This is a genomic window from Pseudomonas sp. S4_EA_1b (genome assembly GCF_016307435.1).
GTDB lineage: Bacteria > Pseudomonadota > Gammaproteobacteria > Pseudomonadales > Pseudomonadaceae > Aquipseudomonas > Aquipseudomonas rhodesiae.
The window spans coordinates 1-14940 of sequence record NZ_JAEILC010000174.1; the positions used below are offsets into that span (position 1 = coordinate 1).

A 14940-nucleotide genomic window follows, 5' to 3' on the forward strand; every position below is an offset into this window, starting at 1 on the left:
GCCCTACCGCGCCTAGACTCTGTTCAAGTTGTTTCAACGGACAGAGGATTTATCATCATGGGCAAACGTCATCCCAATCTCCCCGCCTGGCAGTGGCGCCATTACCCGCAGAACCATCAGCATCCGACCAATCTGGCGTTGCATCTGATCGCGGTGCCGCTGTTTATCATCGGTTTTTTGTTGATCGTGTCCGGGGTGTTCAGCCTGAGCGTGGCCAGTTTTGCGGTGGGTGTGGTCGGTATCCTGGCAGGGCTGGCGTTGCAGCGTCATGGGCATAGCCTGGAAGCTCAGGCCAGTGAGCCGTTCAGTGATCGCAAAGATGCGGTGCAACGCCTGGTGGTCGAGCAGTTCGTGACTTTTCCGCGCTTTGTGTTGAGTGGCGGTTGGTGGCGCGCCTGGCGGCAGCGCCAACGGCATTGAGGGTCAGGCGAATACCACCACGGTCTGGCGGCTGATGGCGATCAGTTCACCGCTCGGGCTCCACAGTGCGGCAGCGGCGTGACCGTAGCCGTCGCGGGCGTGTTCGATGTTGACGTAGTACTGGCACCAGTCGAGGGTGGTGAGGTTTGCCAGCGGCTGGATGAATTCGATGGTCCAGGTCAAGGTGCTACCGGGGGCCGGTTTCTTCAGGTGCGGCAGCAGCGCCGGAGGCCAGGCGTCGACCAGCGCGAGGATGTGCGCCTCGGTCAGCGGCTCTTGTTTCACATCGCCACGCAGTCGGACCCAACCACCCATCTCGCGGGATTTGTTACCGGTAAACGGCAGGCCTCCGACACTCCAGCGCATGGCCAAGTGGCGCATGAATTCAGGCGTCACCCCTTTGATATAGGGCAGCTCCTGGCATTCGTCCCAGTGTTTGAACATGGGTGGCGGCTCGCTGGGGACGTCGATTTCCGACGTTCGAGACCCACCAAAGCTGGCCTGCACCAGTGTCGCGACTTCGCCGTTCTGCACCACGCGTCCGAGCAACTGGCTGACGGCCTTGCCTTCGCGCAACACTTCAACTTGATAACTGGCCGGCACATCAGGCGCCACCGGCCCCACAAAGGTCACTGCCAGCGAGCGCAGCGGGCGATCGCCAGGGACTTGGGCACGCAGGGCTTCGTATTGCAACGCTGCCACTAGCCCTCCGAAGGTCGCACGGCCCTGGGCCCAGTCGGCGGGGATGGTCACGTCCAAGGGGTTATGACGGGCAGCGTCGAGCAAATCACTAAAGTGCATGGCGACCTCAAAGCGAGAAACAGAAGACAGGATCTTAACCATCCTACCTACAGTGAACAGCGCCTATTCCGGCCAAAAACCGGACCGTCTCAGAAGCAATGAGCGCTGAGTTTGTCCAGTACACGGTCGGACTCGCCCTCGGCCTTGACCAGGGTGCGCTGCCACACCGCCACGCAGGGCTGCAGGTCCGCCTGCTGTTCAGCTTGGGCCAGCCACTGTAGGCAATCGTGCCAGTCGCCAAGCACGGCCTGGGCTTTCTTGAGACGGGGGACGGCATTGGCGGGGAGCTTATCCAACTGCGGGTAAGCCTCGGCGGCGTAGCGCACACGCTTGATCAATAAGCGCAGACGATGCCGATCATGGCCCGGCTCTTTGAGCGCTGCGCCAAGGTTATGCCACTGCTTGGCCAAGCGCTTTTCGATGCGCGTGCGCAGCCCTTTGAGCAGTTTCTGGTGTTCGGAGGCCCGAATAAAGCGCGGAAAAGCGTCCAGAATCTGTAACAACTGCGCAAGCTCAGGGGATTGAGCTACGTGACGATAGGCATCGGGCTGCGGCCGCAAGCGTCGATCCGCCGCCTCGTGATGGCCGTGCTGGTGCAAGTAAGCGGCCAGCACTTCCCGATCACGCAGGGGGGTAGTCAACTGACCGACAGCGCTGGCGGCGACTTCCAGTTGCTCCACACCCGGCAGCCCGCGCAAAGGTCGTAACAGGCTGCGCAAGCGGCGCACGGTGGTGCGCAGGTCGTGCAGGGCTTCATCATCAGTGACGGCGGCAAGACGAGCCTGACAGCTCAGTAACCCCACTTCCAGGCCAATGACCTGGGCGACTAGCTGATCGACCAACGCTGACATCACTTGCTCCCCTGACGATGAACATTCCCCGACGATTCAAGATGCCCAACTCGGATCAGCGACCGGCGCGGGACTCACGAATGTAGAAGCGCGCTTTCTCGGCTTTGTTGGCACAACCTTCGAAGGCTTCGAATTGCTGTTGGGTCTTGGCGCCGGTCAACAGCGACAAGGCTTTAGAGTAGCTCACGGTACCGGCAAAGCCTTCGGCCTTGGCCAGGTCCAGTTCTTTCCAGGCGGCGTCCAATTGCGATCCGCAGCTGTCACGGTAGGCGGTTTTGCCGGCACAACCGGCCAAGGCCAACACGATCACAGGCACACACATCCAGGCTTTCATTGATGACACCTCAAAAGGAAGAAACAGTCGTACGGAATAGACGTTGCCTACAAGGAAAAGTGCCTTGTCCGCCAAGGGGAAATCATACTCGCCTATTGCCAGAGCATACTCGAGCCGCGTGGCTATTCTGGAAAATATAGTTCAGGCAGGCCGCGAAGATTGAAGCCGCCCCCTCAATGGGTGCATTGTGGGCGGCAGTCTGGGGAAGGACATGAACCATGAAGAAACGTGTTGCCTTGGTGCTCGGGTCCGGTGGGGCCCGCGGCTACGCCCATATCGGGGTGATCGAAGAGATCGAACGACGCGGCTATGACATCGCCTGTATCGCCGGGTGTTCCATGGGGGCCGTGGTCGGTGGTATCTACGCCGCCGGTAAGCTGGACGAGTATCGCCGCTGGATAGAAAGCCTCGATTACCTGGATGTGCTGCGCCTGGTGGACGTGAGTTTTCGCCTGGGGGCGATCCGCGGTGAGAAGGTCTTCGGGCAGATCCGCAAGATCGTCGGCGAGCTGAATATCGAAGAACTGCGCATCCCCTACACCGCCGTGGCCACCGACCTGACCAATCAGCAGGAAATCTGGTTCCAGGAAGGTTGCCTGCACCAGGCCATGCGCGCGTCGGCGGCTATTCCCAGCCTGTTCACGCCGGTGATGCAAGGCAATCGCATGCTGGTGGACGGCGGTCTGCTCAACCCGCTGCCGATCGTGCCGGTGGTGTCGAGCCACTGTGACTTGATCATTGCCGTCAACCTCAACGCCACCAACCAGAAGCACTATCAGTTACCGGTCATTCAGCGCCCACCGGCGTTCAAGAGTCGTTTCAACAGCCTGGCCAAGTCGCTGGGTTCGCACTTGCCGTTTCGCCGCAAACAGGCCGAGCAGTTAATGAAGCTTGAGCAGGAAGCCTTGCAGGCTCAGGCGGCGGATATCAACCCGTGGCTGGAGTCGGCCGAGCCCGAATCGCAGCAACCGGCGGCCGCGCCGGAAAAACCCGGGGCGCCGAAGTCGGCGACCGGTTCGTTCATCATCGATAACGTCGGCCCCGCATCGCTGCTGGATTTGATCAACCAGAGTTTTGAGGTGATGCAGACGTCGTTGGCGCAGTACAAAATCGCCGGTTATCCGCCGGATGTGCTGATCAACGTGCCCAAGCGGGTGTGCCGGTTTTTTGAGTTTTACAAGGCGCCAGAGTTGATCGCCCTCGGGCGGGAGATCGCGAGCGATACGCTGGATCGGTACGAGAGTGAGCAGCCTTGAAGGCGTCGGTATGACGGGTGACGCCATCGCGAGCAAGCCCGGCTCCCACAGGGGATTGCAAGGGGGCATGCCCGCGACTCGAACACAGGAAACTGATCTACGCCCCCACTAATCGATACCCTACCCCGGCCTCGGTCACGATAAACCTTGGCTGGGTCGGATCATCCGCCAGTTTCTGGCGCAGATGGCCCACCACGATGCGCAGGTAGTGGCTGTCTTCGGTATGGGTCGGGCCCCAGATGTCCTTGAGCAATTGTTGCTGGGTGATCACCCGCCCCGGATGGCGCGCCAGTTGCGCCAGCACTGCGTACTCCTTGCGGGTCAGTGCCACTTCGGCACCGTCCAACAGCACGCGGCGGTAGGCCAGGTCGACGGTCAGCGGGCCGAAGCACAGCGCGGCTTCCTGCGTCTCCCCCGCGGGGGCCTGGCGCAACAGCGCCCGAATCCGCGCCAGGAACTCTTGGATGCCAAAGGGTTTGGTCACATAGTCGTTGGCGCCGCCATCGAGGGCTTGGACTTTCTGTCCTTCGCTGGCGCGCACCGACAGCACCAGCACCGGCACCGTCGACCACTCTCGAAACTCGCGCAGCACTTGCTGGCCGTCCATATCCGGCAGGCCCAGATCCAGCACCAGCAAGTCCGGTTTGCTCAGCGCGGCCTGGGCCAGCCCTTCGCTGCCAGTGCCGGCTTCGATCACTTTGTAGCCCTGGGAGGCCAGGCTGATGCGCAAGAATTTGCGGATCTGCGGTTCGTCATCAATGACCAAAATCGTCGCGGTCTGGCTCATGGTGTTCCATCAAAATCCGTAGAAAAAACAGGGTAGCTCACGGCTCACGTTCCAAGCCAGGCTGGGTGGGCAACGGCAGGAACAGACTGATGCAGGTGCCGCGCCCATCGATGCCCTCGGCGACGCGAATATGCCCGCCGTGGGCGCCGACCATCCCTTGGCAGATCGCCAGCCCCAGGCCGGTGCCCTGCCCTCCACGGTCGCCACGCGCAGCGGTGTAGAACATATCGAAAATCTTCGCGCGCTCCTCCTCGGGAATGCCCGGCCCCTCATCAGCCACGGCAAAAAACAGCTGATTTTCCGCCACACCGGCACTCAGTTGCAGGCGCCCGTGGGGCGGCGAAAAGCGCGCGGCGTTCTCCAGCACATTGACCAGTGCCTGTTCGATCAATGCCGCATGCACATACAGCAGGGGCAATTCGGGCGGCACATTGGTGCTCACTTGCAACGGCGCCAGCACCGCGCGCAAACGGCCAAGGGCGCTGCCGACGATATCCCCGGGAGAGACCCAATCGCGCGCCAGCTTAAGCGCGCCGTGGCCCAGGCGCGTCATGTCCAACAAATTCTGGATATAGCGGTCGAGACGCTCGGCCTCATCGCGAGTGCCTTCGAGCAGTTCGCGCCGATCCTCCAAGGGAATCGCCTCGCCGAGGGCCAACAGGCTGTCGATGCTGCCGCGCATGGACGTCAACGGCGTGCGCAGATCGTGAGACACCGAGGCGAGCAAAGCGCTGCGCAGTTGCTCGGTTTCACCGTGCAAACGCGCGGACTCCAACTCTTGCGCCAGCTGTGCGCGGGCCAACGCTTGGGCCAGGGGCTGACTCAACGCCGTGAGTAGGCGACGGCGCTGGCCGCTCAATTCCAGGCCGGGTTTGGCGCTGACGCAGAGTAAGCCCAGTGGCCCCTCTTCCCCCGACAACGGCCACCACCACCAGCGCCCGAACGGTAAGGTGCCGGTGCCCATGCCCGCCGGCTGGTCGTGTTGCCAGGCCCAATCGGCGGCGGCGCGCTCGGCTTCGGTGAACGTCAGCGGGCCGCCGGTCTCGACCTTCCAGCCGCCCTGGCCGTCGCGGTTGACCAGGCACAGGTCCAGATCGCTCCAGCCCTCCAAGTGATGGGCAGCCGCGCTGATCACCGCTTGGCGGTCGGTGGCGGCGGTGAGTTTGCGTGACAGGTCCAGCAGCTCGCTGGTCTCTTCCTGGGTATCGCGCAAGGCTTGCAGCTGGCGACGCTGACGCGCGGCGAGGTTGCCGGTAAGCGCCGCCATCAGCAAGAAGAACAACAGCGTCAGTACGTCTTCTTCGCGCTGGATGGCAAACGAGAAGTTGGGCGGAATAAACAGAAAGTCATAGGTCAGGAATGACAGCGCGGCGCACACCAAAGAAGGCCCCAGGCTGCTGCGCACCGCCACCAGCAACACCGCCGCGAGGAACACCAGCGAGATATTCGGTAACGGCAGCGCGCTCGACACCGCCCACGCCACGCCGGTTGCCACCAAGGTAGCGACCACTGCCAGGGCGTAATCGAACCACTCCAGGCCGCGCACTTCCGGCAGACGCGGCGGGGCCGGGACATCGTCGCTGTCCAGCACATTGATTTCCAGGCCCCGGGCATTGCGCAGCAGGCGTGCCGCCAGGCCGCCACCGAACACGCGGCGGTGCCAGCGCATGCGCGACTGCCCCACCAGCAGCAGGCTGGCGCGGCGTTCGGCGGCGTGTTGGATCAGGGTCTTGGCCACCTCGCCGGCACGCAACAACACCACCTCCCCGCCAAGGCGCTCGGCCAGTTGCTGGGCGTTTTGCAGGCGCAGGCGTGATTGCTCGTCCCGTGCGCGACCGTTATCGATATGCACCAGGCTCCAGGGCAGATGCCGACGCTGCGCGACGCGGCTGGCGTGGCGCACCAGACGTTCGGCCTGCGCATCGCCATCCACGCCCACCAGCAAGCGCCCGCGCACAGCCGGGGCGTCTTGACCGAGTTGGCGGTAACCCTGGGCCAGATCAGCGTCGACATGGGCCGCGGCGGCCTGCATCGCCAGCTCGCGCAGGGCCGTCAGGTTGGTCTGGGTGAAGAACGCATCGATGGCTGCGCGCGCCTGTTCCGGCACGTAGACCTTGCCATCGCGCAGGCGCTCCAGCAGTTCGCGGGACGGCAGGTCGATCAGCAACAGCTCGTCGGCCTCCTGCAGCACCCAATCCGGCAGGGTTTCGCGGACCTGCACGCCGGTGATGCCACGCACTTGATCGTTGAGGCTTTCCAAGTGCTGGACGTTGACCGTGGTGAACACGTCGATACCGGCGGCCAGCAATTCCTGGATGTCCTGCCAGCGCTTTTCGTGACGGCTGCCGGGGGCGTTGCTGTGGGCCAGCTCGTCCACCAGCACCAGCTTGGGCTTGGCGGCGAGCAGGCCGTCGAGGTCCATCTCTTCCAGCATCACGCCGCGATACTCGCTGCGCACCAGCGGTTGCTGCGGCAAGCCGCTGAGCAAGGCTTCGGTCTCGGCGCGACCGTGGGTTTCGACTACGCCGGCGATCAATTTGACGCCTTGGCGCAGCTGGGTATGGGCGGCCTGGAGCATGGCGTAAGTCTTGCCCACCCCCGGCGCGGCGCCCAGAAAGACTTTGAGCCGGCCACGGCCGTGCCGGGGCAGATCGGCTAACAGGGCATCGGCGCGGCCGGAGTCGCTCATGCTCGGGGGTTCCTCAGGTGTTGATTGGTTGCGCTTCAGGCCGCCTTCGCGGGCAAGCCCGCTCCCACATGCGTACTCCTGTGGGAGCGGGCTTGCTCGCGAAGGCAGTTCACTGCTTACAATTTTTCCAAGGCCATGTTCAATGCCAACACATTCACCACTGGCGGGCCCACCAGCGGGCTTTCGATATGTTCATCGAGCAAGCGCTGCAAGGTCGACAACGGCACATTTCGCGCCGCCGCCACGCGCGCCAGTTGATAGGCAATCGCCTGCGGTGGCAAGTGTGGATCAAGACCGCTGCCAGAGGTAGTCAGCGATGCCAGAGGCACCGGCCCCTGACTCGGTACGAATTGCTTGGTCGCGTCATCGAAGATCCGCGTCGCCAGCGCCGGGTTGCTTGGGCCAAGGTTGCTGGCACTGCTTGAGACCGTCACAAAAGCGCCGGCCGATGGACGCGGGTGGAACCAGCGGTCACCGGTAAATTCCTGGGCGATCAGGCTGGAGCCACGCACTTTGCCGCTGGCATCGCGCACCAGGCTGCCGTTGGCCTGGTCGGGAAATGCGACCTGGGCGACACCGGTGACCACCAACGGGTAGGCGATGCCGGTGATCAGCGTCATCAGAACCAACAGGCTGATGGCTGGGCGAATGATAGGGGTCATGTTCATATCCTCAATCAGTTGAGATACCCGCTGGCGAGGGCGCCGGGGCACTGCCCGAGCAAACTCCCTCGCCACGGTTTGGAGTTACACCAAGTGCAAGGCGGTGAGCAGCATGTCGATGGCCTTGATGCCCACGAACGGCACCAGAATCCCGCCCAGCCCATAGATCAGCAGATTGCGGCGCAGCAACGCCGCCGCGCTCGCCGCCTGCACCCGCACACCGCGCAGGGCCAGTGGGATCAACACCACAATGATCAACGCGTTGAACACAATGGCCGACAGGATTGCGCTCTGCGGGCTCTGCAAGTGCATCACGTTGAGCACGCCCAATTGCGGATAGATCGAGGCGAACAGCGCCGGCAGGATCGCGAAATACTTGGCCACGTCGTTGGCGATGGAAAACGTGGTTAGCGCACCGCGCGTCACCAGCAGTTCCTTGCCGATCTGCACCACGTCCAGCAACTTAGTGGGGTCGCTGTCGAGGTCGACCATGTTGGCGGCCTCGCGGGCGGCCTGGGTGCCGTCGTTCATGGCCATGCCGACGTCTGCCTGAGCCAGCGCCGGGGCGTCGTTGGCGCCGTCGCCGCACATCGCGACCAGGCGACCGTCGTTCTGTTCATGGCGAATGCGCGCGAGCTTTTTCTCCGGGGTGGCTTCGGCGAGCACGTCGTCCACGCCCGCTTCGGCGGCAATCGCGGCGGCGGTCAGCGGGTTGTCGCCGGTCACCATCACGGTGCGAATCCCCAGTTTGCGCAGCTCGGCGAACCGTTCGCGAATTCCAGGCTTGACCACGTCCTTGAGGTGAATAGCACCGAGTAACTTGCCATCGGCGCACACCAGTAAAGGCGTGCCGCCGCTTTGGGCGATTTTGTCGACTTCCCGCGACAGCGCCGCCGGCAGGCCGTCCCGTGGCAGGCCGATAAACGCCAGCAACGAATCCACTGCGCCTTTGCGGAACACACGGCCCTGGTAGTCGACACCGGACAAGCGGGTTTCGGCGCTGAACGGAACACCGGTCAACTCATCCACCGTAGGCTCGGCCTGAGGATGCAAGGCGCGCAGGTATTCGACGATGGATTTGCCTTCAGCGGTGTCATCGGCCAGGGATGCCAGCAGCGCGCCTTCGGCCAATTCCCGCCCGCTCACGCCTGGCGCGGCAAACACCGCCGCGCAACGGCGGTTACCAAAGGTGATGGTGCCGGTCTTGTCGAGCATCAGCACATGCACGTCCCCCGCCGCTTCCACGGCACGACCGGACTTGGCGATCACATTCAGGCGCACCAGGCGGTCCATGCCGGCGATGCCGATAGCCGACAACAAGCCGCCGATGGTGGTAGGAATCAGCGTCACCAGCAGTGCGACGAGGAACACCAACGGTAAGCTGCCATTGGCGAAATGGGCGAATGGCTGCAGGGTCACCACCACCAGCAGGAAGATCAGGGTCAGACCGATCAGCAGGATATCCAGCGCGACTTCATTGGGGGTTTTCTGGCGTTTGGCGCCTTCCACCAACGCGATCATGCGGTCCAGCGTGGATTCGCCGGGGTTGGCGGTAATGCGGATCAGCAGCCAGTCGGAGACCAGCCGCGTGTTGCCGGTGACGGCCGAACGGTCGCCGCCGGACTCCCGGATCACGGGCGCGGATTCCCCGGTGATCGCCGCCTCGTTGACCGCGGCGATGCCTTCGATCACCTCGCCGTCACCGGGGATCATCTCCCCAGCGGCGACGCGCACCACATCACCTTTACGCAGGCTGGTGGCCGGCACCACCTTGAAGCTGCCATCGGCTTCCTGACGGCGTGCGCTGAGCCCTTCGCTACCGGCCTTGAGGCTGTCGGCGCGGGCCTTGCCACGCCCCTCGGCCAAGGCTTCGGCGAAGTTGGCGAACAGCACGGTGAACCATAGCCACACTGCGATCTGCACAGCGACGAAGGTGGGCACCGCGGTGTCCGGCACAAAGCACAACACGGTGGTGAGGATAGCGGTGAGTTCCACCACCAGCATCACTGGCGAGCGTTGCAACTGACGTGGGTCGAGCTTGACGAACGCTTGGATCAGCGACGGGCGCCACAGAGCGGAAATCGCGGTTTTAGCCGGCTCCTGGGGTTTGACCGGAGCGGCGTTTTTTACAGGCATATTCATTTTCATATCCCTCAGAAGCCCATGCTCAGGTGTTCAGCAATTGGGCCCAGTGCCAGCGTCGGTAGGAAGGTCAGGCCGCCCACCAGCAAGATGGTCACGGTCAACAGCGTCACAAACAGTGGGCCGTGGGTCGGGAAGCTGTTCTGGCCAATGGGTGCGGCCTTTTTCATCGCCAGGCTGCCGGCCAGGGCCAGTATCGGGAGGATGTAACCGAAGCGGCCGATCAACATGCCCAGGCCCAACATCAGGTTGTGGAACGGCGTGTTGGCACTCAGGCCGCCGAACGCTGAGCCGTTGTTGGCGCTGGCTGAGGTGTAGGCATAGAGCAACTGGCTGAAGCCGTGGGGTCCAGGGTTGCTGATGGCGGAAGCCGGGCCCGGCAGGCTGGCGGCGATAGCACCGAGTACCAGCACGCCCACCGGCATCACCAGCAGGGTCACCACCAGCAGTTGCACTTCCTTGGCCTGGAGTTTCTTGCCAAGGTATTCCGGGGTGCGGCCAATCATCAGGCCGGCGAGGAATACCGCGATCAACACGTTGAGCAACATGCCGTACATGCCGGCGCCGACGCCGCCGAAGATCACTTCGCCGACCATCATATTGACCAGCGCCACCATCCCGCTGAGGGGGCTGAGGCTGTCCTGCATGCCGTTGACCGAACCGTTAGACGCGGCGGTGGTGGTCACCGACCACAGCACGGTGCCGGTGGTGCCGAAGCGCGCTTCCTTGCCTTCTAGGGGTGCGGTTTGCTCCACCGCCGGGTTGTTCAGGGTTGGGTTGGGCTGGTACTCGGACCACAGCGAGGTCGCGCCGCCGATCAGGAATAACGCCAGCATGCATCCGAGGATCGCGCGGCTCTGACGCAGGTCTTTGACGTAGTGACCAAAGGTAAATACCAACGCCACCGGAATCAGGATGATCGACGCCACCTCGAACAGGTTGGACCAGGCTGTAGGGTCTTCGAACGGATGCGCCGAGTTGACGCCGAAGAAACCGCCACCATTGGTGCCCAGTTGCTTGATCGCAATCTGGCTGGCGGCCGGGCCGAGGGGAATCACCTGATCCACGCCCTGCAGCGTCACGGCATCAACATAGTGGGCGAAGGTCTGCGGTACACCCTGCCACACCAGGAACAGCGCCAGTACCAGGCACAATGGCAGCAGGCCATAGAGGGTGGCGCGGGTCATATCGACCCAGAAGTTACCTAAGGTGCGTGCGGATTTACGACCGATCCCACGGCAAAGTGCGACCAGGACGGCAAGGCCAGTGGCTGCACTGACGAAATTCTGCACAGTCAGGCCGGCCATCTGGCTGAGGTAGCTCAGGGACGCCTCGCCGCTGTAGGACTGCCAGTTGGTGTTGGTCATGAAACTGACCGCTGTGTTGAAGGCCAGCGTCCATTCCTGGCCTGGCAACTTCTGCGGATTCAGTGGCAGAGAACCTTGAAACACCAGGATCGAGAACAACAACACAAAGCCCGCAAGGTTGAACGCCAACAGGGCCAGCATGTATTTCTGCCAGCTCTGTTCCTGCTGCGCGTCCAAGCCCGCCAAGCGATAGCAGACTTTTTCGACGGGCCCCAGTACCGGGCTCAGCCATGTGCGCTGGCCTTCCATCACCTTGTAATAGAACCGCCCCAGAAACGGCGCGGGCACCAGCACCACGGCGAAGAAGGCGATGATCAGCCAATAGTCATAACTGTGCATAGCCTGCTCCTAGTTCCGATCCGCGCGTAACAGCGCAACCAGCAGATAAATGAACAGCGCCACGGCCAATAGCAGTGACACCCCGTCCAGAACACTCATGGAAGTCCCTCCGTTTAGCGGCGAGCGCCGCGTGTGGGGCAATTGTCCGCAGGAGTGGTGTAAAGGAACGAGAGCGAGGGTGTGGGCGGGGCGTAAAGACGGCGTAAAGAGTGGGTTTATGCGGGTGCTGGTGCTGGGGTGGACGCTATCGGGGGCAAGCCCCCTCCCACAGGTTGACCTAGGATGTACCCGGGCAAATGTGGGAGGGGGCTTGCCCCCGATAGCGCCGGCTCAGCCAGCACCGCACCTAACTGGTGCAACACCACAAAACTCCAAACGCCAAACCATCCCCCACACGACAGTTGCGCCGCTTTACGACACGGTTGCGCGGCATGGCATGGCCGCTGCAACACCTTGAATCATTCCAACCCGTTCAAGGAGCGCCACACGATGAACACACAACTAAAACCCAGCTTGGGCACCCTGCATCTCTGGGGCATCGCCGTCGGGCTGGTGATCTCCGGGGAGTACTTCGGCTGGAGCTACGGCTGGGGTGTGGCCGGAACCCTGGGGTTCTTGGTGACCTCATTAATGGTGGCGGCCATGTACACCTGCTTTATCTTCAGTTTCACCGAGCTGACTACCGCGATTCCCCACGCCGGCGGGCCGTTTGCCTACAGTCGCCGCGCCTTTGGTGAGAAAGGCGGCCTGATCGCCGGGTTGGCCACGCTGATCGAATTCGTCTTCGCGCCACCGGCCATTGCCCTGGCCATAGGTGCCTACCTGAATGTGCAGTTTCCGGCGCTGGACCCCAAACACGCCGCCGTCGGCGCCTACATCGTGTTTATGGGTTTGAACATTCTCGGCGTGAAGCTCGCCGCTACCTTCGAGCTGGTGGTGTGCGTGCTTGCCGTTGCTGAATTGCTGGTGTTTATGGGTGTGGTGGCGCCCGCCTTCAGCTTCAGCAACTTCGCCCTAAACGGCTGGGCCGGCTCCGACACCTTCGGCGCGCCGGCGATTGCCGGCATGTTCGCGGCAATCCCCTTCGCCATCTGGTTCTTCCTCGCCATCGAGGGCGCGGCCATGGCCGCCGAAGAAGCGAAAGATCCCAAGCGCACCATTCCAAAAGCCTACATCAGCGGCATCCTGACCCTGGTGATCCTGGCCATGGGCGTGATGTTCTTCGCCGGCGGCGTGGGCGACTGGCGCACCCTGTCGAATATCAACGACCCATTGCCACAAGCCATGAAAACCGTGGTGGGCGACAGCTCCGGTTGGTTGCACATGCTGGTGTGGATCGGTCTGTTCGGTCTTGTGGCGAGTTTCCACGGCATCATCCTGGGCTACTCGCGCCAGTTCTTCGCCCTCGCCCGCGCCGGCTACCTGCCCTCTTCCCTCGCCAAGTTGTCGCGCTTTCAGACACCGCACCGCGCCATCATCGCCGGTGGCGTGGTCGGTATCGCGGCCATCTACAGCGACGGCCTGATCAACCTGGGCGGCATGACCCTGACCGCCGCAATGATCACCATGGCCGTATTCGGCGCCATCGTGATGTACATCATGAGCATGCTTAGCCTGTTCAAACTGCGTAAGACCGAACCGCTGCTGGAACGCACCTTCCGCGCGCCGGGTTACCCGATCGTGCCGGGCATTGCGTTGGTGTTGGCGGTGGTGTGCCTGGTGGCCATGGCCTGGTTCAACGCGCTGATCGGGCTGATCTTTCTGGGCTTTATGGTGGTGGGGTTCATCTACTTCCAGATGACCGCCCAACACCGCGCCGATGCACCCGCGGATGCAATGTTGACCGGGCTCTAAAGTTTGAGGCAGAACAGGCCTACACTGAACTACTCAGAAAGCCTGTAACTCAAAGCAGTTATTCCCGTGGGAAAACCCTCCCACGGCAATCTGCCTCAAGGAGAGCGTTATGCCGTGGTATGCATGGTTGATTTTAGTGGTCGCGATCGGGTCAATCGTCGGTGGCCTGATGATGCTGCGAGACAGCGCCAACAAGGTTGAACTGACCGACGAACAACGCAAACGCGTGGCCGAGCGAAATGCGCAGGCGGATGCCAAGGATGCGCAGGATCGCTGAATCTTGAGTTACTCCCAATCCGCCTTGGCAATCTGCAAACCGTGCTGCCCTTTATAGGCAGCACGCTCCGGCTGGCTCCAGCCAATCAGCAATTCATCCTCCAATTTATAGATCTCCACACCCAGTGGTCGGCACACCGTCAGCGGGTCTTGCGCCTCCGGCCCCCACATCGGCAGCGACAAATCCCCACCCGGGCAGGTCGACAGCGCACACAGCAGATCGATCTCGGCAAAGAACTCCAGGTAATCACCCTTCTGCGCGGGGCAGGCTTTCATGAAGTACATGTCGTCATGATTGAGGCCCGTGCATTGGAAAATATTCAGCACGTCATGCACATCGAACTCCGTCAGGCCGTGGGGTAAAACCGCCCGAGTCAGGTTCGAGTGGCAATGGTGGTGGAAGTCTTCACCGGTGAGCATGCGGTTCACATAGGGATCACAGCGAGTGCCGAGTAGATCGTGCAGACGACCGCCGTGCTCATCAATGCCGTAGCTGGCCAGGCTGTCGTCGGTGATAGTGACCAAGGGGCGTAAAAATGGCAGGTTGGACCATAGCCGGTCATGAGTGCTGACATGGGCGCCCTGTAATTGCCGGGTACGCGCCGCCCACAAACGCTCCCGTGGGTCATTGGCGTTCCATACGTTGAAATCGCCTACCTGCGGGCCGACCGGCGTGGTCACGCGAAACACATGCCCGGCCGGCACCTTCCACGCCCTCCCCGTACGAATCGGCACTTCGAACTGTTCGATCAACTGACGTTGATCCTTGCGATCCCGGATGCGTTCATAAAATGCCGTATCCACCTGCAACGCTGAACCTTTACTGATCTGATAGGCGGCGGGGTAGTCTTTGTACATGGGCGAATCCTCGATCACGTTTAGGTAAACAGGGCCAGTGACTGGCGTTCCGAATCATCCAGATACAGGCTCATCGCTTGGCCCGCCGCCGGCTTATCCGCTTGCGTAAATCTCGGGATAACTCCAACCAGGGCGCCTGGAACGCTGCTTTTCGGGGGCTCCGCAAAACACCATGCGCAGTTGGGCAATGACTTGTGCAAAAAACTCACTGAGCACCATGACCACCTCTTGATTGTTGAACAATCTCAGCTGAAGAAAGAAACACTTTCCATGCCAGACCACTAAACGTTGCGTGGATGCTTTA

At 62.2% G+C, this 14940-nt stretch carries 14 protein-coding genes and 1 pseudogene; 4 read left to right on the forward strand and 11 right to left on the reverse strand.

The window, feature by feature from the left end:
- Positions 1 to 57 precede the first annotated feature (57 nt).
- On the forward strand, positions 58 to 420 hold the full coding sequence (locus tag YA0848_RS34735) for an Mpo1-like protein (protein WP_034112542.1): 363 nt from the start codon (positions 58 to 60) through the stop codon (positions 418 to 420).
- A 3-nt stretch (positions 421 to 423) separates the two neighbouring features.
- Here YA0848_RS34735 and YA0848_RS34740 read toward each other — a convergent pair whose 3' ends face one another.
- The 3 genes from YA0848_RS34740 to YA0848_RS34750 form a co-directional block, all read right to left on the reverse strand.
- A complete protein-coding gene (locus tag YA0848_RS34740) occupies positions 424 to 1221 on the reverse strand; it encodes an acyl-CoA thioesterase (RefSeq protein WP_034096563.1) in 798 nt (265 codons plus the stop codon).
- Positions 1222 to 1310: 89 nt separating this feature from the next.
- Positions 1311 to 2072: a CHAD domain-containing protein gene (locus YA0848_RS34745; RefSeq protein ID WP_034096562.1), complete on the reverse strand. Its 762-nt coding sequence runs from the start codon at positions 2070 to 2072 to the stop codon at positions 1311 to 1313.
- 55 nt (positions 2073 to 2127) lie between these two features.
- Positions 2128 to 2406 carry a hypothetical protein gene (locus YA0848_RS34750; RefSeq protein ID WP_034096561.1) on the reverse strand — a complete coding sequence of 93 codons (279 nt, stop codon included), beginning with the start codon at positions 2404 to 2406 and terminating at the stop codon, positions 2128 to 2130.
- Positions 2407 to 2624: 218 nt separating this feature from the next.
- Here YA0848_RS34750 and YA0848_RS34755 point away from each other — a divergent pair, with 218 nt between their 5' ends.
- Positions 2625 to 3662, forward strand: a complete 1038-nt coding sequence (locus tag YA0848_RS34755) for a patatin-like phospholipase family protein (protein WP_034096560.1) — start codon at positions 2625 to 2627, stop codon at positions 3660 to 3662.
- Between the two features lie 97 nt (positions 3663 to 3759).
- Here the strand turns inward: YA0848_RS34755 and YA0848_RS34760 are convergent, their stop codons facing one another.
- The 6 genes from YA0848_RS34760 to kdpF all read right to left on the reverse strand — a co-directional run bounded on the left by YA0848_RS34760 (position 3760) and on the right by kdpF (position 11747).
- Entirely contained in the window at positions 3760 to 4449 is a 690-nt protein-coding gene (locus YA0848_RS34760) for a response regulator (protein WP_034096559.1), read from the reverse strand.
- 37 nt (positions 4450 to 4486) lie between these two features.
- Positions 4487 to 7138: a DUF4118 domain-containing protein gene (locus YA0848_RS34765; protein ID WP_184316063.1), complete on the reverse strand. Its 2652-nt coding sequence runs from the start codon at positions 7136 to 7138 to the stop codon at positions 4487 to 4489.
- Positions 7139 to 7254: 116 nt separating this feature from the next.
- Entirely contained in the window at positions 7255 to 7800 is a 546-nt protein-coding gene (gene kdpC / locus YA0848_RS34770) for a potassium-transporting ATPase subunit KdpC (RefSeq protein ID WP_169903463.1), read from the reverse strand.
- Between the two features lie 84 nt (positions 7801 to 7884).
- Positions 7885 to 9948: a potassium-transporting ATPase subunit KdpB gene (kdpB, locus tag YA0848_RS34775; protein WP_169903462.1), complete on the reverse strand. Its 2064-nt coding sequence runs from the start codon at positions 9946 to 9948 to the stop codon at positions 7885 to 7887.
- A 5-nt stretch (positions 9949 to 9953) separates the two neighbouring features.
- On the reverse strand, positions 9954 to 11648 hold the full coding sequence (kdpA, locus tag YA0848_RS34780) for a potassium-transporting ATPase subunit KdpA (RefSeq protein WP_169903461.1): 1695 nt from the start codon (positions 11646 to 11648) through the stop codon (positions 9954 to 9956).
- 9 nt (positions 11649 to 11657) lie between these two features.
- Positions 11658 to 11747 (reverse strand): K(+)-transporting ATPase subunit F, encoded by a 90-nt coding sequence (kdpF, locus tag YA0848_RS34785; protein WP_003218754.1) that lies wholly within the window; start codon positions 11745 to 11747, stop codon positions 11658 to 11660.
- A gap of 390 nt (positions 11748 to 12137) precedes the next feature.
- Between kdpF and eat the strand changes: the two genes are divergently transcribed.
- On the forward strand, positions 12138 to 13502 hold the full coding sequence (eat, locus tag YA0848_RS34790) for an ethanolamine permease (RefSeq protein WP_034112533.1): 1365 nt from the start codon (positions 12138 to 12140) through the stop codon (positions 13500 to 13502).
- A gap of 109 nt (positions 13503 to 13611) precedes the next feature.
- Positions 13612 to 13779, forward strand: a complete 168-nt coding sequence (locus tag YA0848_RS34795; protein WP_012722955.1) for a DUF2897 family protein — start codon at positions 13612 to 13614, stop codon at positions 13777 to 13779.
- Between the two features lie 8 nt (positions 13780 to 13787).
- On the opposite strand, the gene YA0848_RS34800 is transcribed toward YA0848_RS34795, so the two are convergent.
- Together YA0848_RS34800 and YA0848_RS36285 are read right to left on the reverse strand one after the other, a co-directional pair.
- Complete coding sequence (locus YA0848_RS34800; RefSeq protein WP_169903460.1) at positions 13788 to 14636, reverse strand: urea carboxylase-associated family protein; 849 nt, start codon at positions 14634 to 14636, stop codon at positions 13788 to 13790.
- A gap of 20 nt (positions 14637 to 14656) precedes the next feature.
- Positions 14657 to 14852 (reverse strand): annotated as a pseudogene (locus tag YA0848_RS36285) (GntR family transcriptional regulator); the annotation flags it as partial.
- Between the last annotated feature and the right edge of the window lie 88 nt (positions 14853 to 14940).

Coding starts and splice junctions, on each gene's coding strand:
- kdpC (WP_169903463.1), bottom strand. CDS start 7,800: ATGACCCCTATCATTCGCCCAGCCATCAGCCTGTTGGTTCTGATGACG.
- kdpF (WP_003218754.1), bottom strand. CDS start 11,747: ATGAGTGTTCTGGACGGGGTGTCACTGCTATTGGCCGTGGCGCTGTTC.
- kdpA (WP_169903461.1), bottom strand. CDS start 11,648: ATGCACAGTTATGACTATTGGCTGATCATCGCCTTCTTCGCCGTGGTG.
- eat (WP_034112533.1), top strand. CDS start 12,138: ATGAACACACAACTAAAACCCAGCTTGGGCACCCTGCATCTCTGGGGC.
- YA0848_RS34765 (WP_184316063.1), bottom strand. CDS start 7,138: ATGAGCGACTCCGGCCGCGCCGATGCCCTGTTAGCCGATCTGCCCCGG.
- YA0848_RS34740 (WP_034096563.1), bottom strand. CDS start 1,221: ATGCACTTTAGTGATTTGCTCGACGCTGCCCGTCATAACCCCTTGGAC.
- YA0848_RS34745 (WP_034096562.1), bottom strand. CDS start 2,072: ATGTCAGCGTTGGTCGATCAGCTAGTCGCCCAGGTCATTGGCCTGGAA.
- YA0848_RS34755 (WP_034096560.1), top strand. CDS start 2,625: ATGAAGAAACGTGTTGCCTTGGTGCTCGGGTCCGGTGGGGCCCGCGGC.
- YA0848_RS34795 (WP_012722955.1), top strand. CDS start 13,612: ATGCCGTGGTATGCATGGTTGATTTTAGTGGTCGCGATCGGGTCAATC.
- YA0848_RS34735 (WP_034112542.1), top strand. CDS start 58: ATGGGCAAACGTCATCCCAATCTCCCCGCCTGGCAGTGGCGCCATTAC.
- YA0848_RS34800 (WP_169903460.1), bottom strand. CDS start 14,636: ATGTACAAAGACTACCCCGCCGCCTATCAGATCAGTAAAGGTTCAGCG.
- kdpB (WP_169903462.1), bottom strand. CDS start 9,948: ATGAAAATGAATATGCCTGTAAAAAACGCCGCTCCGGTCAAACCCCAG.
- YA0848_RS34750 (WP_034096561.1), bottom strand. CDS start 2,406: ATGAAAGCCTGGATGTGTGTGCCTGTGATCGTGTTGGCCTTGGCCGGT.
- YA0848_RS34760 (WP_034096559.1), bottom strand. CDS start 4,449: ATGAGCCAGACCGCGACGATTTTGGTCATTGATGACGAACCGCAGATC.